Raw genomic sequence first — 22,753 nt, 5'->3', positions numbered from 1 at the left:
AGTAACTATGGCAGACGGGTTTCGCGTAGCAGTTTTAGGAGCAACAGGACTGGTTGGTCAGCAAATGATTGATATTTTGGCTGAGCGAAAATTTCCCGTCGCTGAGTTGTACCCGTTAGCCAGTGCCCGTTCTGCAGGAGCAACCGTTGACTTTAATGGTGACGAGAAAGAAGTATTGGTTGCCGATGACTTTGACTGGTCAAACGCAGACATTGCCTTTTTCTCGGCAGGCGGAGCGATTTCAAGAGAGTTCGCTCCTAAAGCTGCCGATGCCGGCTGTGTTGTCATTGATAACACCTCTGAGTTTCGTTATGAACCCGACATCCCACTGGTGGTGCCGGAGGTCAATGCCTGGGCTTTGGCCGACTTTCGCAACCGCAACATTATTGCAAACCCAAACTGCTCAACCATTCAAATGTTGGTCGCGTTAAAACCTATTCATGACGCGGTGGGTATTGAGCGTATTAATGTGGCGACCTACCAGTCGGTATCTGGTGCGGGCAAAGAAGCAATGGAAGAGCTGGCAAAGCAGACCGCAGAGTTACTGAATGCAAAACAGCCCACCGTTGAGAACTTTAGCCGACAAATTGCATTTAACTGTATTCCGCAAATTGATGTATTTCAGGACAACGACTACACCAAAGAAGAAATGAAAATGGTGTGGGAGACGCAAAAAATATTTAATGACCCCAGCGTACGGGTCAATGCAACAGCCGTGCGTGTACCGGTATTTTATGGTCACGCAGAAGCGATTCATATCGAAACTCGGCAGCCAATTACTGCGGAGCATGCCAAACAGCTATTGAGCGAAGCGCCGGGGGTAACCCTCATGGAGCAACGTGAGGAGTTTCCGACACAAGTCAGTGATGCAGCTGGAAAGGACGATGTGTTTGTTGGCCGTGTTCGTGAAGATATTAGTCATCCTCAAGGACTTAACTTATGGGTGGTATCTGACAACATTCGCAAAGGCGCAGCAACGAACAGTATTCAGATTGCGGAAACTTTAATTCGTGAATACTGGTAATTTAAGCGGCTGTATGTCATAAAGTTTTTATTACTGACGCCGTTAAAGATAAGAGCTAAGCGCGGGCAGAGAACAAGGGATGAAAAAAACAATTATAGGGCATGTGTGTAAACATCTTTCGCTAACAGCATTGTTACTGGTTAGTCTCAGTAGCAATGCCTTTCTGTGGCAACAAGATGGCACCATTATCAAAGGCCCTAAAGGTTCGGAAGCTGAGGACGTTCGTATTGGTCAGGAGCGTTACGGACCTATTTCAAGTAATGATACTCTTTGGGATATTGCTCGCCGTTATAAACCCCACTCCAGTGTCACGCAATATCAAACGATGGTTGCCATTGTTCAGGCTAATGACGACGCTTTTGTCGATGGCAATATGAACCGTATGCTCGACGGTTTTTATTTGCGAATTCCGTCGTTACAAGAAATTCAAATGGTTAATCCGGAGGCCGCTCGTCGCCAAGTCGTGGTTGACGGTCAGTTGAAGGAAAAATCTCAGCAGCTCTCCGCAGTTGAGCAAAGCACTCAGCGAACCAGAGAAGAACAAGCGCAACTGCTGGAAGAAGCAAAGGCTCGTGCAGAACAAGCTGTGCAAGAAGTTGAGCAACGACAAGAGCAGAACTTTGAGGATTTGCGAAACGAAGTTCGCAACTCTATGCAAACAGTTCAAAAAATGTATGACGAGAACCAGTCATTACAACAGCGAATCGATGCGTTAGCGGAACGTTTGGACGAGTTGGCACAAAGCGCAAGCAAAACGGATGAACTGGAAACTCAGTTTCAGCAAGTATTGGCTCAGCAACAAGCGCTTATTGAGCAGCAAGCGGCAATGCGCCAGGCCGAAGAAACCTCCGGTTTTGTGGATTGGTTGCAAAACCCGATAAATATGATGCTGGTGTCGATATTACCTGCCTTACTGATTATTGGCGGCGTTGTTTTATTCTTAATGAAACGTTCGTCAAAAAATAAAGATGAAGAGCCAGAAGTTGCCAGTAAGAAAGAGCTGAGTGAAGAAGAAGCAGCGGCTGAACTTGACAAAGAGTTAATGGGTGGCGCTCCGCAGAATGACGCTGGCGATGGCATTTTTGATATTGATGAGAGTCAGCAAGTTGACGTTGATGAAGAAGATGACGGCGACGATTTAAGTGCACTTGAAGCTGAGCTAAGCGGTTCTGGAAAGGCGGAGCCGGAAGAAGACTTCAGCGTACAACTCGACGATGAAGATGAAACCGCTCAGAGTCAGGAAAAATCCAATGATGTTGAGAATACCGGCGATGACGATGACATTGATGAAGATGATAAGGCAGTGCTTCCAGATAACGATGATGACGCCGGTGAGCTGTCCCAGGAAGAACTCGATCGCTTGTTTGGTGAATCGGACGACGATGAAGAAGCGATTGATCTGTCTATTAGTGACGACGAGGTGGCTGATGAGGACGAAAGCGAAGCAACAGCTGAGCAAGCCAGTGACGAAAGCTCCGAGCTGGAACAAGAGGTTAGTGACGCGGTAGAAGATACTGAGTCGGAGTCGCTGGAGGCTCGAACTGAAACTTCTGAGAAAAGCGCCGCTGATGACTCTGCCGATGAGAAAGCGGATGAAGCTGAAGGCGAGTCAGATGATTTGCTGCCGGATGACTTTGATGACAGTGAAGTCGATGATGTTTTAGCGGATTTAGGGTTGGGTGACGACTTCGAAGATGACGAAAGCTCCGAACAGCCAGATAGCAGCAGTGTCTCTGAAGAAGCTGACACTGAGGAAGCCGCGGATCCGGATGATATACTTGCTCAGTTTGAAGAGGACACGTCAGCAGACAGTGAAACGAAAGCCGAATCGAAAAACGAAGTAGATGATTCAGCCGACGAGACGACAGACGTTGATGGCGAAGAAGAAGATGACCTCGAACAGCTTCTAAAAGAATCCGATGAAGTGACTCAGGCGCTCGATGACTTTGACGATGTCGAAGAGGAAGTTCCGGAGGACGATGAGGCATTGGATGAGGCGGAAAGTCAGGCCGATGAAGATCTGGAGTCGCTATTTGGTGGTGCGCCAGAGAGTGACGAGAAACCCTCTGAAACGGTTGACGAGTCTGCGGGGGAAAACGACGCTGAAAAAACAGATGATGCTGACTCATTCACGGCTAACGATGACGAAGACTACGTCGATATAGACTCGCTGATGGCGGAAGCTGACGAAGAAGATGAAGACGATGATCGTTATGAGTCGTCAGCAGTGAAAGGCGCCCTGCCGGACGACGATGAAGTCCAGGAAGGTGAAGCTCCGGCCGACGATGATCCCGCTGGGCAACTCGATTTAGCGCGTGCTTATATCGAAATGGACGAGAAAGACGAAGCACGTGACATTCTTCAACAGCTGATAGATGGCGACGACGAAGCGCTTGCTGAAGAAGCTAAAGCTCTTAAAAACCGTTTAGATTCGTAAGGTTAAGTAGTATGCGAATAGCTTTGGGGCTGGAATACGACGGCAGCCAGTACTATGGCTGGCAACGACAGCGCGAAGTCATTAGTGTCCAGCAGCATTTAGAAGACGCATTAAGCAAAGTTGCTAATGAAACCGTGGAAGTCACTTGCGCCGGTCGAACCGACGCGGGCGTTCATGCAACTGCGCAGGTTGTGCACTTTGACGTAAAAAGCGAGCGAAAAAACGCCGCCTGGACGCTAGGCGTCAATAGTAACTTACCGGATGGAATAGCCGTTCGTTGGGCAAAACCCGTTGCCGAAGACTTTAACGCCCGTTTCAGTGCAACTGCCAGACGCTATCGCTATATTATTGCGAACACGCGCTTGCGCCCGGGCATACACGCAGCAGGGGTCAGTCATTACCACCAACCGTTGAACGAACGCTTAATGCATGAAGCCGCTCAATCGTTAATCGGAGAGCACGACTTTACTTCCTTTCGGGCCGCTCAGTGCCAGTCCCATTCGGCCAATCGCAACGTCACGCGACTGGAAGTAACACGTAAAGGCGACTTTGTCATCGTTGATATTAGTGCCAATGCGTTCCTTCATCACATGGTGCGTAATATTGTTGGTAGCCTTATTGTTATAGGCCAGGAGCAACAGCCAACCAGCTGGTTAAAAGAATTACTCGAACTAAAAGACCGCACACAGGCGGCAGCAACCGCTAAACCGGGCGGTTTGTACTTGGTGGCTGTGACGTATCCAGAGAGCTGGGGTATTCCAACCGTCACACCAGGACCGCTTTGGTTAGAGTGACTGTTATGACCTCTTTTCTTGATTGAATTGTGCTACCATGTAAGCTATTCCAATAAACTTATTAGAGCTGTAAGCCGAATACTATGAGCTGGATTGAAAGAATTCTCGCAAAGCCAAAAGTAAACAAGAGACGCGGTGTTCCAGAAGGGGTTTGGAGCAAGTGTACGTCTTGTGACAACATTATTTATCGTGCCGACTTAGAGCGCAGTCTGGATGTGTGCCCTAAATGCGACCATCACATGCGTGTAACCGGTCGTCGTCGCCTGGATATCTTCCTGGATGAAGGCAACAGAGAAGAAATAGGTACGGATCTTGAGCCTAAAGATGTCTTAAAATTTAAAGACTCGAAAAAGTACAAAGACCGTATTGCCGCTGCGCAGAAAAGTACCGGAGAAAATGACGCACTTATCGCTCAAAAGGGTGAGGTAAAAGGTGTGCCGTTGGTTGCCGTTGCTTTTGACTTCAACTTCATGGGCGGCTCAATGGCCTCTGTCGTTGGCGCTAAGTTTGTTAAAGCAGCTGAAGTTTGCCTGGAAAAACGCATTCCGTTGGTTTGTTTTTCCGCATCGGGCGGCGCTCGTATGCAGGAAGCCCTGATGTCATTGATGCAGATGGCAAAAACGTCAGCCGCACTAGCGCGGATGAGCGAAGAGGGTATTCCGTTTATTTCTGTATTGACGGATCCGACGATGGGTGGTGTCTCGGCGAGTTTAGCCATGTTAGGCGACATCCATATCGCTGAGCCTAAAGCGCTGATTGGTTTTGCGGGCCCTCGAGTGATTGAACAAACAGTTCGTCAAACATTACCGGAAGGTTTTCAGCGCGCAGAGTTTTTGTTGGAGCATGGCGCTATCGACATGATTGTTGATAGACGAGATATGCGTGACACAGTCGCGCGTTTGCTCGCCAAAATGCAGCATCGGCCTTCACCGGAAACGGCTGTAGAACCGCAACCTGAATCAGAATGAGCGACGCCTCTGAATACGTGCCTGTAGCTTCTGATAAGCTGCAGGTATGGCTCGATTACCTCGAAAAACTTCACCCGTCGGAAATAGACTTGGGTCTGGAACGAGTGTCGCAAGTAGCTGCGAATGCAAATATCCTGACTCCTGCGCCGTATGTCATTACTGTTGGTGGGACCAATGGTAAAGGCTCAACAGTCTGTTACTTAGAAGAAATGCTATCGGCGGCAGGTTACAAAACCGCAGTGTACACCTCACCACATATTGTGAAGTATGAGGAGCGTGTGCGTATAAACCGAAGAATGCTGCCTGAACAACATCACGCCGATGCTTTTGCCGCAATTAATACAGCGCGACAAGGGACATCGCTCACTTACTTTGAGTTTGGTACATTGGCTGCATTACAGCTTATAAAGCAGGCCGAAGTTGACGTAGCGATACTGGAAGTTGGTTTAGGGGGGCGCTTGGATGCCGTGAACTGCGTTGACCCGGATGTATCGGTCGTTACCAGTGTTGGTATTGACCACATTGCTTTTCTCGGTGATAACCGAGAACAAATTGGTCGGGAAAAAGCAGGCATAGCGCGGGCAAGTAAGCCATTGATTTGCGGCGATGCTAATCCTCCTCAATCAATAAAGACCTCGGCTGAAAACATAGGCGCCAAGCTCTTTCAGGTAGGGAAAGACTTTTTCAGAAAGGAGCTTGAAAAAGAATGGGAGTATCGCAGTCATCGAGTGTATGCTCGCCACCTTCCTAAGCCCCAGCTTCCTTTAATTAACGCATCGACCGCTATCGCCGCTATTGAGCAGTTGCCACTGCCGGTCAGTCTGGATGCGATAAAAATGGGCCTGATTTCAGCCGTTTTACCAGGTCGAATGCAGGTCACGAAATATAAAGGTGTCGACGTGCTTTTAGATGTCGCACACAACCCGCAGGCGGCTGCTTATGCTGCAACCTATATAGCGTCGAATTATCAGGGGCAGCGAGTCTACGCCGTTATTGGTATGCTCTCAGATAAAGATCATGCCGGGGTTAAAGCGGCATTAGAGCAGAACATTTCCGAGTGGTTTGTTGGTACACTCAACGAACATCGTGGTGAACAAGCCGGGCAGTTAGTAAAAAACATGAAGCTGACGCATGACTACCAAGTTTTTGACGATGTGAATGCGGCTTTTGAGGACGCAATAGCAAAAGCAAAAGAATGTGATGACAAGCCTCTGGTTTTCGTGTTCGGCTCGTTTTACACTGTGTCCAGCGTTAATCAAAGAACAGTGGGAGCATGACCTTGGCCAGTCCTCTACAAAACCGTCTTGTGGGTACTTTAATACTTGTCGCTTTAGCGGTCATTATTATTCCTGAAGTATTGGATGGAAAAAAAGAGCAGCCAGTTGATCCCATTGAAACCATTCCCCTGAAACCAGAATCTGAAGAGGCACTACAACAACCTAATGCTTTATCAGACGAATTGGTTGCTGAACCAGTAGAAGAAGAGCCGTCACAAGAAGACACTGAGGTGACAGCAGAGGCTGCAGAGCCTATTGCTGAGAATAAAGGGCTTAAAGCACCACCAAGAGAACCGGTCGAAGCAGAAATTGATGGTAAAGCCTGGGTTATTCAACTGGGCGCGTTTAGTAAAGAAGAAAGCGTCAAAAAGCTTGTCGAGCAACTCAGAAGTAGAGGGTACGCGGCGTACTCAGAAAAGTCAGCCAGCGGAAAAATAACGCGCTTACTCGTCGGACCGGATACCTCCGAAGCTGAGCTTGAGAAGCAACTGGTGCCGCTCAAGGAACTGACTGGACTCAATGGCAAAATCATGACGTACAAGCCATAAAAAAATGCAATATGTGTGTAAAAAACTCACAATTATGCACCTGTTCTGTTAAAATCCACGCCGTCTTTTGCGCAGCAACTGTGAGTGCTTATGGTCTGGATTGACTATGCCATTATCATTGTTATTGGCCTGTCCTCAGTAATTAGCTTAGTTCGAGGCTTTGTCAAAGAAGCCGTGTCTCTGGCAATTTGGATATCTGCATTTTTCATCGCCAGTTACTTTTATCAAGACTTAGCTGTTTACTTCACTGGTATTGAGCAACCCATGCTCAGAAACGCCGCTGCCATAGCCGCTTTGTTCGTTGCGACGCTTATTATTGGCGCAATTCTTAACTACATTATCTCAAAACTGGTTCAACATACCGGGCTATCTGGAACAGACAGGGTGCTTGGGCTGGTTTTTGGTGCGCTCAGAGGCTTGCTTATAGTCAGCGCGCTGCTGTTCTTTATTGACTCATTCACGCCGCTCTCTTCCAGCGAGTGGTGGCAAAATTCGTTACTCATTCCTCATTTCGGACTCTTTATTCAATGGTTCTTCAGTTATCTGGAGAACAGCTCGAGTTTTTTAGTCCCTCAACCTGTATAGAATGGTGAAAAGACATGTGTGGTATTGTTGGTATTGTTGGTAAGCAACCGGTTAACCAAGCGCTTTATGATGGCTTAACCATGCTTCAGCATCGGGGGCAGGATGCCGCAGGCATTATGACCGTTGATGAGCACAATACATTGCGTTTGCGTAAAGCAAACGGTTTGGTTCGGGATGTTTTCCATACCCGTCATATGCACCGCTTATCCGGTACCGTGGGTATTGGTCACGTTCGCTACCCAACGGCTGGCAGCTCAAGCTCCGCAGAGGCACAGCCATTTTATGTGAATTCGCCATTTGGTATTGCAATGGCACATAACGGCAACCTGACGAATGCGGCAGATGTGCATGAGCATTTGTTTAAAACCGCCCGCCGTCATATTAATACCACCTCAGACTCAGAAATTTTACTGAACGTCTTTGCGAACGAATTGGATAAAAATGACAGTTTAACGCTGAACGATGATGACATCTTCAGAACCGTGACGGCTGTTCACCGTAAAGTTCGTGGCGCTTATGCAGTGGTTGCAATGATCATTGGACATGGTTTAGTGGCGTTTCGTGACCCTTGGGGTATTCGCCCACTGGCGCTTGGCAAGCGTGACACTGAAGACGGTGAAGAATACATTGTTGCGTCTGAAAGTGTTGCTATCGATGGCACCGGGTTCAAGTACGTACGTGATGTTGAACCGGGCGAAGCCATTTTTATTACCAATGACGGCAAGCTGTATTCCCGTCAATGTGCAGACAAGCCAATGCACTGTCCATGTATTTTTGAGTACGTTTATTTTGCCCGTCCAGATTCATTCATTGACGGTATATCGGTTTACGCCAGCCGTGTGAACATGGGACGTAAACTGGGCGAGAAACTTAAGCGAGACTACGCAGACTTGGATATTGATGTCGTCATTCCTATTCCTGAGACGAGCTGTGACATTGCTCTGGAAATAGCGAGTGTACTCGACTTACCGTATCGGCAGGGCTTTGTAAAAAACCGTTATATTGGTCGTACGTTCATTATGCCGGGGCAGACGCAGCGTCGTAAGTCTGTGCGTCGTAAGCTCAACGCTATTAGTGCCGAGTTTAAAGGCAAAAATGTTCTATTAGTGGATGACTCTATTGTTCGCGGCACAACCTCTGAGCAGATTATTGAGATGGCTCGTGAAGCCGGTGCTAAGAAGGTTTACTTCGCTTCAGCGGCGCCGGAAATTCGCTTCCCGAATGTTTATGGTATTGATATGCCGAGCGCAAACGAGCTAATTGGCCATGGTCGTGAAGCAATTGAAATTCGTGATATGATTAAGGCTGACGGCTTGATCTACCAAGATCTTGATGACTTAGTCGCTGCCGTAGGTGAAGAAAACACGTCAATCAAACGCTTTGAAACTTCAGTGTTTAGCGGCGAATATGTGACTGGCGATGTAAACCAAGAGTATCTGGACAAGCTGCACGCGGCTCGTAATGATACCGCAAGAGCAGAAAGAGAAGGCTCTGAAGACGCGAACTTGGAGCTGCATAACGACAACGATTAGTGTTTCGTTACGGTTAAAAGAAAGGGCGCTGAGGAATATCCCCGGCGCCCTTTTTTATTGAGGTGTTTTAAATGAATTAATCTCGTTGGAATGCGTAGACTGAACCTAATTTCAATATTTGAGTTAACTCATCCAGCGCAGCACGAGACTCTTCTAATAAAGCGGGATCTTTCAAATCATCAACGGCTAATTCATCGCGGTAGTGCTTGTTAACCCACTGATTTAACCGTTCAAACAAAGCGTCCGACATTAGGCAGTTCTGATTGGCTGCCGCAATTTCTTCGTCGTTCATAGCGACACGTAGGCGTAGACATGCTGGGCCGCCACCGTTGCGCATACTCTGCTTTACGTCAAAGAACTTCACGTGCTTAATCGGACCGCCTTGGCTGACAAGGCTGTCCAGATAACTCTTAACACGTGGATTCTCTTCACATTCCGTTGGCGCAATAATTGTCATTTCACCGTTAGGTGGAGTGATGAGCTGAGTGTTAAACAGGTAAGTGCTTACTGCGTCCTCCACACTCACATCGTCCGTTGCGACTTTAATAAAGTGTAGCTCGCCTTCGTTGCCGAATTTTTTCTGAATTTCAGCCAGTTTAGTGTCGGTATCTGCGAACGCTTGTTCGTGGTAGAAAAGGACATTCTGGTTACCGACTGCAATAACGTCGTTATGGAATACGCCCTGGTCAATAACGTCGGGGTTTTGTTGTATAAATACGGTGTTGTCTTCACTTAAACCGTGTAAACGAGCGATCGCTTGAGACGCTTCCAAAGTTTGTCGTGCTGGGTAACGTTTGGGTGCTGGTTTAGAGCTGTCAAATGCATGGCGACCATAAACAAAAAGCTCGACACCCGCATGGCCGTACTCGTTACATAAACGAGTGTGGTTAGCGGCACCTTCATCACCAAAGTGCTCGTTGTCGGGTAAATGTTTATGATGCTCGAAGTAACGGGCGTTTTCGAACATAGCCTGCAGTATACGACCGCTGGTTTCAGGCTCGAGTGAACGGTGATACTTATTGGTTAGGTTAGCTGGAGTAAAGTGAACCTTACCGTTAGCGGTATCGGCGCTGGGGGATACCGTTGCTGCGTTGGCTGTCCACATGCTTGAGGCTGAACAAACAGCCTGGAAAATAGCGGGTGCTTCGGAAGCGGCTTTATAAAGCACTTCTGCGTCTGTACCGGTAAAGCCTAAACGACGCAATGCGTGTGTATCAGGGCGTTCCTGTGGCGCAAGCACACCTTGTTTCATTCCCATATCGTGCAACGCTTTCATTTTTCTTAAGCCTTGCAGTGCCGCATCTTTAGGACTGGATGACGCTTTAGCATTTGCTAACGAGGCGACATTGCCAAAAGACAGCCCGGCGTAATTATGGGTTGGGCCGACTAAGCCGTCGTAGTTGACTTCAAAGTGTTCCATGCTCACTAGGATTACTCCTGCACATTATGTGCACCTGCTCATTGAATTTGTACACATTATACTGTTTTAAAATGCCCTTGAAAGCCTTTATTTTAAAGCCTTTTCTGAAAGCCTGCGTGTTTTGACTGTTTATTTAATTTGTGCGAATTTTTATCAAAAAGAACGAATCATGGTTGTTTCTCGTAACGATAACCGATATACCTAAAAAAGGCCGCTGAAGAACAATTGCCCTTGTAATTTATATCTTTAGCACGTATATACACGGTCATCTATAACAAGAGAACGATTATTCTATGGCTAAATCGCTCGTCATTGTCGAGTCTCCGGCAAAAGCCAAAACCATTAATAAGTACTTAGGTAAGGACTTTGTGGTTAAGTCCAGTGTTGGTCACGTGCGTGATCTGCCAACACGTGCGACTGAAACGGTAAAAAGTAAGCCGGCAGCAGAAGTTCGCAAAATGTCGCCTGAAGCTAAAGCGAAGTATCAAAAGGAGCGTGACTATAAACGCTTAATCGCTCGTATGGGGATTGATCCTGAAAACAACTGGGAAGCTCATTACGAAGTACTTCAGGGAAAAGAGAAAGTCGTTAAAGAGCTCAAACAGCTGGCGAAAAAGTCAGATAAAATTATTCTCGCAACGGATTTGGACCGCGAAGGGGAGGCAATAGCCTGGCACCTGCGGGAATTAATTGGTGGCGAGGACGACCGCTTTAAGCGTGTGGTATTTAACGAAATTACCAAAAACGCCATTCAGGAAGCGTTTAAACATCCTGCTCAGTTAAACACTGACCGTGTTAATGCTCAGCAAACGCGACGCTTTTTAGATCGTGTGGTAGGTTTTATGGTGTCGCCACTCTTGTGGAAAAAAGTTGCAAGAGGTTTGTCTGCCGGACGTGTACAGTCAGTCGCTGTACGCCTGGTAGTTGAGAGAGAGCGCGAAATTAAAGCGTTTGTACCGGAAGAATACTGGGATGTTTATGCGGACTTGGCCAGCACGGCGAACGACACGCTTCGCATGCAGGTGGTGAAAGAGTCAGGTAAGAACTTCCGCCCAGTCAATGAAGAAGAAACAAATAAAGCATTAAGTTTACTGAAAGGCGCAGACTACGAGATAACTTCTCGTGAAGATAAGCCGACTTCCAGCAAGCCGAGTGCGCCTTTCATTACCTCGACTCTGCAACAGGCGGCTAGTACTCGCTTAAGTTTTGGTGTTAAGAAAACAATGATGCTTGCACAGCGTCTTTATGAGGCTGGACACATCACTTATATGCGTACCGACTCAACGAATTTGAGTTCTGAAGCGGTTAGCGCCTGTCGTGATCTCATTGAAAATGAATTCGGTAAAAAGTACTTACCGGAGTCGGCGAATCGTTATGGCGCAAAAAGTAATGCTCAGGAAGCACACGAGGCGATACGCCCATCCGATGTAAAAATAAAAGCGTCTTCACTGTCGTCAATGGATAGGGACGCACAGCGTCTGTACGAGCTCATTTGGCGCCAGTTCGTTGCGTGTCAAATGACACCGGCGAAATACGATAGCACGACTTTAATCGCGACCGCCGGCGACTTTGAACTGAAGGCGCGCGGTCGAGTAATGCGTTTTCCGGGCTGGACGAAAGTCATGCCTCCGTCGTCGAAAAAAGACGGCGATACCAACTTACCAGACTTAAAGAAAGGCGACTCTCTGTCACTTGAACAGTTAGAACCTGAGCAGCATTTTACTAAGCCGCCGGCTCGCTACAGTGAAGCTTCCTTGGTCAAAGAACTAGAGAAGCGCGGTATTGGTCGACCATCGACGTATGCGTCGATTATTTCGACCATTCAGGATCGTGGCTATGTGCGTGTTGAAAGCCGTCGTTTCTTTGCCGAGAAGATGGGAGAAATCGTCAATGATCGGCTGATTGAAAATTTCACCGAGTTAATGAATTACAACTTTACGGCTGAGATGGAACAGGCGCTTGATGACATTGCTGCGGGAAAACGCCAATGGAAAGAGACACTGGACAGTTTCTATGATGACTTCAAACAGCGCCTTGAAAAAGCGGAGTTGGATCCGGCTGAAGGTGGTATGCGTGAAAACAGCGTTGTCATGACCGATATTGACTGCCCCGAATGTGGTCGCAAAATGGGCATCCGTACGGCATCAACTGGTGTGTTCCTTGGTTGTTCCGGATATAACCTGCCGCCGAAAGAACGTTGTACTAAGACAATAAACCTGACACCCGGCGAAGAAGCGATAGAAGTTACCGACGAAGACGAGCGTGAAACGGAAGCCTTACGCGCCAAGAAACGCTGTCCGAAATGCGGTACAGCAATGGACAGCTATTTAATTGACGAAAAACGTAAGTTGCATGTGTGTGGTAACAACCCAACGTGTGATGGCCAGTTGCTCGAGCAGGGTAAGTTCAGAATTAAAGGTTATGACGGCCCGACAATTGAGTGTGACAAGTGCGGTTCTGAAATGCAGTTGAAAAACGGGCGTTTTGGTAAGTATTTCGGTTGTACCAATAGTGAGTGCAAGAACACACGTAAATTACTTCGAAACGGTGAGCCTGCGCCACCAAAAGAGGATCCAGTGCCGTTACCGGAATTGCCGTGTGAGGATTCGGACGCCTACTTTGTGCTGCGCGACGGCGCTTCGGGTATCTTTTTATCAGCAAATACGTTTCCGAAATCTCGAGAAACGCGAGCGGTTACGGTAAAAGAGCTGGCCCGTTTTAAAGATCGTCTACCGAAGAAGTTTCTGTACCTGGCTGACGCCCCACAGGAAGACGAGGACGGTAACGACGCTATTGTCCGATTCTCGCGGAAAAATAAAGAACAGTACGTGGTAACAGAAGTGAATAAAAAACAAACAGGTTGGAAAGCCTTTTACCGTGACGGTAAATGGACTGTTGACGCTAAGTAGTAAAAGACTCACAAGCCAATACTCAGTTGACTTATAGCCTGGCGTAAACGTGCTCCGTATAATGCGCGGGTGTCAAAGGTAAGACACCGCACGTTGGACACGGAGGTCCCATGTTATCGTCTAAGTTAGACATAGCACTTCCCGCTGCTTCCTCAGCAGCGGGTTTTTCTTTTTTTACCCTCAAAAAATACTCTCGCGGTCAGGCAAGTATTGAGCTCATTGTTGTTTGGCCGATACTAGTGAGTTTTGTTTTTTTGATTGTTCAGGCGCTTATTATTTGGTGGTCTCAACAAACACTGATGGTCGCTAATCAATACACGGTTCGGGCTGGGGCTATTAATCATGGTCATTACCAGACCATGGTAACGACGCTTGTAACGGGAATGGCGGGCCTAGAACCTCAGCTTGATCAGGACAACCTGGCATACGCGACTACGTTAGCTATGGCGAAACAACGGCTGCACTTCTCGCGCTTTGCTCAACTCGACATTTTGTCTCCAACACCACAAGACTTTCGTGAGTATGCCGAAGAACGTTGGGATTATGATTTAGAACGAGATATTACCGAAATAGCGGTGGATCATTACCATGCCCGTTATGACGAAAATACGCCAATAGAATGGCACGAAGCCAGAGTGTTAAGGATACGAACAGACTGGTGTCTGCCGCTAAAAATTCCGCTTGTCGCTGAAATGTTGAGTTCAGCGCAGCAATTTTTAAGTGGCTCGAGTGCGGTTCGTTACTGCAAGCTCAGGGAGGGTATGAGTGAGTATCCACTATGGGCATTAACGGATACCGCTCAGCACTCATTGCAGAGCGGCTTCCGAAGATAATGACTGAATTACTTTCGCTTGTCGTGATAATCGACACAGGCTTGCAGTGTATTTTCAATTAGTGAAGCAACTGTCATAGGGCCGACACCGCCAGGTACCGGCGTAATCCATCCGGCGCGTTCCGCTGCTGTCTTAAATTCGACGTCGCCGGTTAGACGGCCATCAGGCAATCGGTTCATGCCAACATCAATCACAATAGCGCCGGGCTTGACCCATTCTCCCGGAATAAACTCAGGCTTACCTACGGCAACAACCAGAATATCTGCGCGCTTAACGTGTTCTGATAAGTCATTGGTGAAGCGGTGACAAACCGTTGTCGTTGCACCTGCCAGTAGCAGCTCTAGGCTCATAGGACGCCCGACGATGTTGGAAGCGCCTACAACGACAGCGTTGAGCCCATGCAAATCAACTTGGGTATGCTCAAGTAAGGTGATAATACCTTTGGGGGTGCATGGACGTAGCGCCGGAATACGTTGCGACAGACGTCCTACATTGAAAGGGTGGAAACCGTCGACGTCTTTATCAGGGCGAATTCTCTCTAAAATAGGGGTTGCGTCAAGACCGGCGGGTAGAGGCAACTGAACCAAAATGCCGTCGACTTCGTCGTCGTTATTTAGTTGGTCAATTAATGCTTCAAGTTTCTCTTGACTCGCTGTCGCCGGCAAGTCGTAGGCAAAGGAGCGAAAGCCGACTTCTTCACACGCGCGTCGTTTGTTGCCTACGTAAACCTCCGAAGCGGGATCTGCACCAACAAGCACAACGGCCAGACCGGGTGCTCTTAGGCCGGATTCAAGCCTTTCCTGAACTTGCTGCTTGACCGACTGACGTACGGCACTGGCGATAGCTTTACCATCAATAATTTGAGCTGACATAACGAGATTCCAAACCTGAGAGAATTCAAGACGATATAGGCTGTTTATTGTAACGTTATTTCACCGTTAATGTCACCGATTGTTGGATAACTCAGCATGTTGTTTTAAAAGTAGCCAGTCGAGCGCTATTCCGGAAAAAAAGTTTGACGCTGGCATAATCAGCAGGTAATATTCGCCCCCGTTGTCAGCTAGCAATAACGATTTAGACGCTGGTTGTGACAGGGCTTTCAGAGAGTTCGGCGAGTAGCGCAGTTTGGTAGCGCACTTGGTTTGGGTCCAAGGGGTCGCTGGTTCGAATCCAGTCTCGCCGACCATTCTCTTGACGGCAGCGTAAGGTTCGAAGTGCGCCCGTAGCTCAGCTGGATAGAGCAACGGCCTTCTAAGCCGTCGGTCGCAGGTTCGAATCCTGCCGGGTGCGCCAGAACGCGCCAAAGAAAATCACTCAGTGGTGGGTGTAGCTCAGTTGGTAGAGCCCCGGATTGTGATTCCGGTTGTCGTGGGTTCAAGTCCCATCATCCACCCCATTTCTTTATTCCCCATTATTAGTTCGGCGAGTAGCGCAGTTTGGTAGCGCACTTGGTTTGGGTCCAAGGGGTCGCTGGTTCGAATCCAGTCTCGCCGACCATCATTTCTTTATGATCAAACACTTCAATAGTTGCGTAATGCGCCAATAAGGCTAAGCTTATTAGTATCGTTGCTATCAATTGGAGGGCATGATCATGGCAGATTTTGAAACCTGTATGCGCAATCCAGCGGGTTCTTTTCACGAACCGGAAGAAGTGATGAACCGTACTGATTTTAGTAAAGAGCAGAAACTTAAGATATTAAAGCAGTGGCGTTACGACGAGTATGAAACGGAAGTGGCGGACCAGGAAAATATGGGCGCTGACAAGCCGGACAAACTGGGCGAAATTAATAACTTAATTCTGCAACTAGAAGAGTAATTACATAAGAACGCGCGCCGCTGCGTGCGTTCTCCCCGTTTTTTACTAAAACCCTCTCGACTCTTAGCTATCACCTCGCTATAATGCTGCGTCATTTTTAAAGGTCAACGCCGTTGCCGTATCTCATTTTTATAATGATAAACAGATGCGAGCGACATTCATTGATTGAAACCGAGGTAATGAAGCAATGCAGGTTTCTGTAGAGACAACTCAAGGTTTAGAACGCCGCGTGACAATCACTGTCCCGGCAGATGCAATTGATAGCGAAGTAAAACGCTTATTGAAAGAAGAATACCGTCACCGCCGTGTGAACGGTTTCCGTAAGGGCAAAATCCCGCCAAATGTTTTACAAAAAATGTTTGGTCGCGAAGCGCGCTCACGCGCAGCGTCAAGCGTCATGCAGAGCAAATATTTCGAAGCGGTAATGCAGGAAAAATTGAACCCTGCTGGCGCACCTGCAATTGAACCTAAAGTTAATGAGCCAGGTAAAGATCTTGAATTCACGGCGACTTTTGAAGTGTATCCAGAAGTTGAAGTGAAAGATTTAGACAAAGTGAAAGTTGAGAAGCCTGCGGTTGAAGTGACTGACAAAGACGTTGATAACATGCTTGAAACCTTGCAAAAACAACATGCAAGCTGGAAAGAAGTTAAGCGTAAGTCTAAGAAGGGTGACCAGGTCACTATGGACTTCGTTGGTTCAATCGACGGTGAAGAATTCGAAGGCGGTAAAGCTGACGACTTCGCTTTGGAATTAGGCGAAGGCCGCATGATTCCTGGCTTTGAAGACCAAATTAAAGGCATAAAAGCAGGTGAAGAGAAGACCATTGAAGTCACCTTCCCGGAAGACTACCACGCAGAAAACTTAAAAGGTAAAGACGCTCAGTTCGTCGTTACTGCTAAGAAAGTTGAAGAGCGTGAACTGCCTGAACTGAACGACGAGTTCGTTGCTATGTTCGGTGTGAAAGAAGGTGGCGTAGAAGCATTGAAAGAAGAAGTTCGTAAAAACATGGAACGCGAACTGAAAAATGCAGTTAAGTCTAAGGTCAAAGAGCAAGTGCTGAAAGGCCTTGTTGAAACCAACGAAGTTGATATGCCAAAAGCAATGATTGATCAAGAAATTGACCAACTGCGCAAGCAGGCAGCACAGCGCTTCGGCGGTAACGCAGACCAAATGCCTGAGCTTCCGGCTGAACTGTTTGAAGAGCAAGCCAAAGAACGCGTCAAAGTTGGCTTATTGCTAGGTGAAGTTATTCGTTCAAACGAACTGAAAGCTGATGACGAAAAAGTAGACGAGATTATTGCGACGGCGGCGTCTGCGTATGAAGATCCGCAGGAAGTTGTTGAGTACTACAAGTCTAATAACGACATGATGCAGCAAGTTCGTAACTTAGCGTTAGAAGAACAAGCAATCGATTTGGTTTTGGAAAAAGCGTCAGTCAAAGACAAAAAAGCAAGCTTTGACGACATTATGAATCCAAAACAACAATAATGTCAGCGTGAGTCCTTGACGGGGCACGCCACAGCTTGGTTTAATGGCTCGTATGACCTCATACGAGCCATTTTTATTTCAGGAGCTTTATAAAACATGTCGAGCGATATTCAGGATCCGATGGCACAGCTAGTCCCTATGGTTGTCGAACAGACATCAAAAGGGGAGCGCTCTTATGATATTTATTCGCGCTTATTAAAAGAACGCGTTATTTTTTGTTGTGGCCAGGTGGAAGACCACATGGCTAATCTTATTGTGGCTCAGCTTTTATTTTTAGAATCTGACAACCCTGACAAAGATATTTATCTTTATATCAATTCACCCGGTGGTGTTGTGACAGCAGGTATGGCGATTTACGACACCATGCGCTTTATTAAACCTGATGTGAGTACCGTTTGCATGGGACAAGCGGCTAGCATGGGCGCGTTTTTGCTTGCCGGTGGCGCAAAAGGTAAGCGTTATTGTTTGCCAAATTCTCGCGTTATGATTCACCAACCGTTAGGTGGTTTCCAGGGGCAAGCATCAGACTTTGAAATTCATGCGAAGCAAATTTTGGATCTGAAAGAACGCCTGAACCGTATGTTATCTGAGAACACCGGGCAAGATTACGATAAAGTGGCAAGAGATACGGATCGTGACCACTTCCTGGCAGCCGAAGAAGCGGTTGATTACGGCCTGGTTGACGGTATTTTAAGTCAACGCGGCGAAGAAGCCTAAGTTGTATTTGTGGTAGGAGAGTAGAATGACGGATAAGTCCAAAGGCGACGACGACAAACCGCTATACTGCACATTCTGCGGTAAAAGTCAGCATGAAGTGAAAAAACTGATTGCTGGGCCGTCTGTGTTTATTTGTGATGAATGCGTAGAACTTTGTAACGATATTCTCAAAGAAGAAATTCATCAGCTTGCTCCGGTACCCGACCAAGAAGAGTTACCGGTACCGAAAGCGATAAGAAAGCATTTGGACGATTACGTAATTGGTCAGGACCGTGCCAAAAAAGTCTTGTCGGTTGCTGTGTACAATCACTACAAGCGCTTACGCAATTCGGGTAAAGGTAAAGACCAGGTTGAGTTAGGTAAGAGTAATATTTTGCTGATAGGTCCAACCGGCTCAGGTAAAACCTTCCTCGCGGAAACCTTAGCGCGTTATTTGGACGTGCCATTTACCATGGCCGATGCAACCACGCTGACAGAAGCGGGCTATGTCGGTGAAGATGTTGAAAACATTATTCAGAAGTTGCTTCAAAAGTGTGACTACGACGTTGAAAAAGCGGAACGTGGTATTGTTTACATCGATGAAATTGACAAAATTTCACGCAAGTCTGAAAACCCATCAATTACTCGTGATGTCAGTGGTGAGGGTGTGCAGCAGGCGCTGCTTAAGCTGATTGAAGGGACCGTCGCATCGGTGCCACCTCAAGGTGGGCGTAAACATCCGCAGCAGGAGTTTTTGCAGGTTGATACCTCTAAAATTCTGTTCATTTGTGGTGGTGCGTTTGCGGGCTTAAATAAAGTGATTGAGCAACGCTTGTCGACAGGAACTGGCATAGGTTTTGGTGCTGAAGTAAAAAGCAAAGAACAGAGCAAAGAAGGCGAGATTATTGCTCAGGTTGAGCCGGAAGACTTGGTTCGCTATGGCTTAATTCCTGAATTTATTGGTCGTTTGCCTGTCGTTGCTACGCTTGATGAGTTGGATGAAGCTGCGCTGGTTGAAATACTTAAAGAGCCTAAAAATGCATTAACGAAGCAATACGCTGCCTTGTTCGACATGGAAGATGTTGAGTTAGAATTCCGTGACGACGCACTAAGAGCGATTGCCAAGAAGGCGATGGCACGCAAAACCGGTGCGCGTGGTTTGCGCTCAATTGTTGAAAGCGTTTTACTAAGCACTATGTACGAGTTGCCGTCGATTGAAGGTGTTGTCAAAGTGGTTGTCGATGAGTCGGTTATTGCCGGTGAATCTGACCCTATTCTGATTTACGCGAATCAGAAGAAGGATAAGCAAGCCTCGGGCGAGTAGCTTAAATTGCATTAAAAGTAATCAACAAAAGGGCCATTTGGCCCTTTTTTTCTGTTAAGGATTGAACTTTAGCCGAAAGACCGCATATAACAGAGTAAACCAAGGTCGGGAGAAAAGATTAATGAGCGAAGAACGCACCGAACAATTAACGATGCCAGTTCTGCCGTTGCGCGATGTAGTGGTTTACCCGCATATGGTAATTCCACTGTTTGTAGGCAGGGAAAAGTCAATTCGCTGTTTACAAGCTGCCATGGATGCAGACAAGCAGGTTTTTTTGGCTGCGCAAAAAGACGCATCAATAGATGAGCCGGAAAAAGACGATATTTACCAAGTTGGCACGGTTGCAACGATTTTGCAGCTGTTGAAGCTGCCTGACGGTACCGTAAAAGTACTGGTTGAAGGCAAGCAACGCGCTCAGTTAGATGAATTAAAAGACAGTGAAGAGTACTTTGAAGCGAATATTCATTACCTTGCTGCTGAAGCTCTGTCCGAGAAAGAAGAAGAGGTGCTGATTCGTTCTGCACTGAATCAGTTTGAAGGATACGTCAAACTCAACAAGAAAATTCCACCGGAAGTGCTGACCTCGTTGTCCGGCATTGAAGATTTGGATCGTCTGGCTGATACCATGGCTGCGCATATGCCACTGAAACTGGCAGAAAAGCAAGCCGTGCTTGAAATTACCGACGTGCGTGAACGCATTGAGCACCTGATGGCGCTGATGGAAGGCGAAATTGATATTCTCCAGGTTGAAAAGCGCATTCGCAGTCGTGTGAAAAAGCAGATGGAGAAGAGTCAGCGCGAGTATTATTTGAATGAGCAAATGAAAGCCATTCAAAAAGAGCTCGGTGAGAGCGAAGACGGCGTTGATGAATTTGAGCAGCTGCAGAAAAAAATAGACGATGCGCAAATGCCGGCGGAGGCGAAAAAGAAAACCGAAGCCGAGCTGCAGAAGCTAAAAATGATGTCACCCATGTCGGCTGAAGCGACCGTTGTGCGAGGCTATATTGACTGGATGGTGTCAGTGCCATGGAAAAAACGTTCGCGTATTAAGAAAGATTTGGCGAATGCTGAGAAAATTCTCGACGCCGATCATTATGGTCTGGAAAAGGTTAAAGAGCGCATCATTGAATACCTCGCTGTGCAGCAGCGCACGACCAAAGTTAAGGGTGCAATATTGTGCTTAGTCGGTCCGCCGGGTGTGGGTAAAACCTCGCTGGGTCAATCGATAGCGAAAGCAACGGGTCGTCAGTATGTTCGCATGGCCTTAGGTGGCGTTCGTGACGAAGCGGAAATTCGTGGCCACCGTCGTACATACATTGGCTCAATGCCCGGTAAGCTGATTCAGAAAATGTCGAAAGTAGGGGTTCGTAACCCGCTATTTCTACTGGACGAAATTGATAAAATGTCGGCGGATATGCGCGGTGATCCGGCTTCGGCGTTGTTGGAAGTGCTGGATCCAGAGCAAAACGTCAATTTTAACGACCATTACCTCGAAGTGGATTATGACCTGTCTGACGTGATGTTTGTCGCCACGTCAAACAGTATGAACATTCCTGCGCCGTTACTGGATCGTATGGAAGTCATTCGCTTATCAGGCTATACCGAAGACGAAAAGCTGAACATTGCTAAGCGCCATTTACTACCGAAGCAAATTGAGCGTAACGGCCTTAAGAAAAAAGAAATTACCGTTGATGATAGCGCAATTATTGGGATCATCCGTTATTACACGCGTGAAGCCGGTGTTCGTAACCTTGAGCGTGAATTGTCACGTCTTTGCCGTAAAGCGGTAAAAACGATCCTGCTTGATAAATCAATAATGCACGTCGAAATTAATGGCGATAATCTAAGTGATTACTTGGGTGTGCAGCGATTTGATTATGGTAAAGCAGAAGAAGCCAACCAAGTGGGTCAAGTCACAGGACTCGCCTGGACGGAAGTGGGTGGCGACTTGCTGACCATAGAGGCAACCAATGTCGCCGGTAAAGGAAAAACCACCAGCACCGGCTCATTGGGCGATGTTATGCAGGAGTCCATTCAAACGGCTTTGACGGTTGTTCGTAGCCGTGCAGATAAGCTGGGCATTGCCGAAGACTTTCACGAAAAACGTGATATTCACATTCACGTACCGGAAGGCGCAACACCAAAAGATGGACCAAGCGCCGGTATTGCGATGGTGACCGCTATGGTGTCGTCGCTTACTGGCAAGCCAGTGCGTTCTGATGTGGCTATGACCGGTGAGATTACCTTGCGTGGTGAAGTGTTGGCTATTGGGGGCTTAAAAGAAAAACTCCTGGCAGCGCACCGTGGCGGTATTAAACACGTTTTAATACCAAAAGATAACGAGCGCGATTTGAAAGAAATCGCCGACAACGTCAAGGAAGACCTGGTTATCCAGCCGGTGAAGTGGATAGACGAAGTGCTCGATGTGGCGTTGGTGAAGGATTAACCTTAGCGGTAATACTAAAGTCATATTTGGACGGTAGAATGCGGTCTGCAGGTGCGAATTTAGCCCTCAGCCCGCATTTTTTCGTTAAAAAGTGCGTAAAAAGGGTTTTCAATCTGTAAGACTGTGGTAGCCTAAGGTTCATAGCTACTTCTGAGGGGACTCTCAGAGGAGCTGGGAAAGAAATACGTTCGGTAATAAACGTGCTTGAACAATAATATCAACCTTGATATAAACGTTGTCGGCCCATTTAAAACCGAATGGAACCACGGAAACTTGATAATAACAATCTAAGGGGATGATACTGTGAACAAGTCTCAGCTTATTGACAAAATCGCGGCAGGTGCAGATATTTCTAAGGCTGCTGCTGGTCGTGCTCTGGACTCAATGATCGATGCAGTAACTGATGCTCTGAAAAAAGATGACCAAGTCGCATTAGTTGGCTTCGGTACATTTAGTGTACGTGAGCGTTCTGCTCGCACTGGTCGTAACCCACAAACTGGTGAGACCATTCAGATCGCTGCAGCTAAAGTACCTTCTTTCAAAGCAGGTAAAGCACTGAAAGACGCAGTAAACTAAGAAACGCGCGTTAGCGCTTTTTTATTGAATTAAATAGTAACCCGGGGTTTAAAACCTCGGGTTATTTTTTATCTGAAGG

General features: G+C 47.2%; 18 protein-coding genes and 4 tRNA genes. 20 read left to right on the top strand and 2 right to left on the bottom strand.

Annotation, left to right across the window (positions count from 1 at the left end; all coding sequences use genetic code 11):
- Positions 1-7 precede the first annotated feature (7 nt).
- The 8 genes from CEW91_RS08490 to purF all read left to right on the top strand — a co-directional run bounded on the left by CEW91_RS08490 (position 8) and on the right by purF (position 9,165).
- On the top strand, positions 8-1,024 hold the full coding sequence (locus CEW91_RS08490) for an aspartate-semialdehyde dehydrogenase (protein WP_088768559.1): 1,017 nt from the start codon (positions 8-10) through the stop codon (positions 1,022-1,024).
- Between the two features lie 79 nt (positions 1,025-1,103).
- Entirely contained in the window at positions 1,104-3,461 is a 2,358-nt protein-coding gene (locus CEW91_RS08485; RefSeq protein ID WP_088768558.1) for a FimV/HubP family polar landmark protein, read from the top strand.
- Positions 3,462-3,472: 11 nt separating this feature from the next.
- Positions 3,473-4,255, top strand: a complete 783-nt coding sequence (truA, locus tag CEW91_RS08480; protein ID WP_088768557.1) for a tRNA pseudouridine(38-40) synthase TruA — start codon at positions 3,473-3,475, stop codon at positions 4,253-4,255.
- A gap of 83 nt (positions 4,256-4,338) precedes the next feature.
- On the top strand, positions 4,339-5,223 hold the full coding sequence (accD, locus tag CEW91_RS08475) for an acetyl-CoA carboxylase, carboxyltransferase subunit beta (RefSeq protein ID WP_088768556.1): 885 nt from the start codon (positions 4,339-4,341) through the stop codon (positions 5,221-5,223).
- Entirely contained in the window at positions 5,220-6,500 is a 1,281-nt protein-coding gene (gene folC, locus CEW91_RS08470; protein WP_088768555.1) for a bifunctional tetrahydrofolate synthase/dihydrofolate synthase, read from the top strand. Before accD ends, folC begins: the two co-directional genes overlap by 4 nt.
- 2 nt (positions 6,501-6,502) lie before the next feature.
- The gene (locus tag CEW91_RS08465) at positions 6,503-7,048 is read left to right on the top strand and encodes an SPOR domain-containing protein (protein ID WP_088769384.1); all 546 of its coding nucleotides are present in this window, start codon (positions 6,503-6,505) and stop codon (positions 7,046-7,048) included.
- Between the two features lie 90 nt (positions 7,049-7,138).
- A complete protein-coding gene (locus CEW91_RS08460; protein WP_053952856.1) occupies positions 7,139-7,633 on the top strand; it encodes a CvpA family protein in 495 nt (164 codons plus the stop codon).
- A gap of 14 nt (positions 7,634-7,647) precedes the next feature.
- Positions 7,648-9,165: an amidophosphoribosyltransferase gene (purF, locus tag CEW91_RS08455; protein ID WP_088768554.1), complete on the top strand. Its 1,518-nt coding sequence runs from the start codon at positions 7,648-7,650 to the stop codon at positions 9,163-9,165.
- 76 nt (positions 9,166-9,241) lie between these two features.
- On the opposite strand, the gene astB is transcribed toward purF, so the two are convergent.
- Complete coding sequence (gene astB / locus CEW91_RS08450) at positions 9,242-10,585, bottom strand: N-succinylarginine dihydrolase (protein WP_088768553.1); 1,344 nt, start codon at positions 10,583-10,585, stop codon at positions 9,242-9,244.
- Positions 10,586-10,878: 293 nt separating this feature from the next.
- Here astB and topA point away from each other — a divergent pair, with 293 nt between their 5' ends.
- Together topA and CEW91_RS08440 are read left to right on the top strand one after the other, a co-directional pair.
- Entirely contained in the window at positions 10,879-13,494 is a 2,616-nt protein-coding gene (topA, locus tag CEW91_RS08445; RefSeq protein ID WP_088768552.1) for a type I DNA topoisomerase, read from the top strand.
- Between the two features lie 110 nt (positions 13,495-13,604).
- Complete coding sequence (locus CEW91_RS08440; RefSeq protein ID WP_088768551.1) at positions 13,605-14,327, top strand: TadE family protein; 723 nt, start codon at positions 13,605-13,607, stop codon at positions 14,325-14,327.
- An 8-nt stretch (positions 14,328-14,335) separates the two neighbouring features.
- Here CEW91_RS08440 and folD read toward each other — a convergent pair whose 3' ends face one another.
- On the bottom strand, positions 14,336-15,199 hold the full coding sequence (gene folD, locus CEW91_RS08435) for a bifunctional methylenetetrahydrofolate dehydrogenase/methenyltetrahydrofolate cyclohydrolase FolD (RefSeq protein ID WP_088768550.1): 864 nt from the start codon (positions 15,197-15,199) through the stop codon (positions 14,336-14,338).
- A 237-nt stretch (positions 15,200-15,436) separates the two neighbouring features.
- On the opposite strand from folD, the gene CEW91_RS08430 reads away from it, so the two are divergent.
- The 10 genes from CEW91_RS08430 to hupB all read left to right on the top strand — a co-directional run bounded on the left by CEW91_RS08430 (position 15,437) and on the right by hupB (position 22,674).
- A tRNA-Pro gene (locus tag CEW91_RS08430) sits at positions 15,437-15,513 on the top strand.
- Positions 15,514-15,543: 30 nt separating this feature from the next.
- Positions 15,544-15,620 (top strand) — tRNA-Arg (locus CEW91_RS08425).
- A 27-nt stretch (positions 15,621-15,647) separates the two neighbouring features.
- A tRNA-His gene (locus CEW91_RS08420) sits at positions 15,648-15,723 on the top strand.
- A gap of 24 nt (positions 15,724-15,747) precedes the next feature.
- Positions 15,748-15,824 (top strand) — tRNA-Pro (locus CEW91_RS08415).
- Between the two features lie 94 nt (positions 15,825-15,918).
- A complete protein-coding gene (locus tag CEW91_RS08410; RefSeq protein WP_088768549.1) occupies positions 15,919-16,143 on the top strand; it encodes a hypothetical protein in 225 nt (74 codons plus the stop codon).
- 187 nt (positions 16,144-16,330) lie between these two features.
- Complete coding sequence (tig, locus tag CEW91_RS08405) at positions 16,331-17,632, top strand: trigger factor (RefSeq protein ID WP_088768548.1); 1,302 nt, start codon at positions 16,331-16,333, stop codon at positions 17,630-17,632.
- A gap of 96 nt (positions 17,633-17,728) precedes the next feature.
- Entirely contained in the window at positions 17,729-18,349 is a 621-nt protein-coding gene (clpP, locus tag CEW91_RS08400) for an ATP-dependent Clp endopeptidase proteolytic subunit ClpP (RefSeq protein WP_088768547.1), read from the top strand.
- A 25-nt stretch (positions 18,350-18,374) separates the two neighbouring features.
- Entirely contained in the window at positions 18,375-19,652 is a 1,278-nt protein-coding gene (gene clpX / locus CEW91_RS08395; RefSeq protein ID WP_088768546.1) for an ATP-dependent protease ATP-binding subunit ClpX, read from the top strand.
- 121 nt (positions 19,653-19,773) lie between these two features.
- On the top strand, positions 19,774-22,098 hold the full coding sequence (gene lon, locus CEW91_RS08390) for an endopeptidase La (RefSeq protein WP_088768545.1): 2,325 nt from the start codon (positions 19,774-19,776) through the stop codon (positions 22,096-22,098).
- Between the two features lie 303 nt (positions 22,099-22,401).
- On the top strand, positions 22,402-22,674 hold the full coding sequence (gene hupB / locus CEW91_RS08385) for a nucleoid-associated protein HU-beta (RefSeq protein WP_011234253.1): 273 nt from the start codon (positions 22,402-22,404) through the stop codon (positions 22,672-22,674).
- Positions 22,675-22,753: the final 79 nt, after the last annotated feature.

This window comes from Idiomarina piscisalsi, assembly GCF_002211765.1.
GTDB lineage: Bacteria > Pseudomonadota > Gammaproteobacteria > Enterobacterales > Alteromonadaceae > Idiomarina > Idiomarina piscisalsi_A.
The sequence above is the reverse complement of the archived record's forward strand: the minus strand, read 5'-3'. Positions and strand labels throughout refer to the sequence as shown.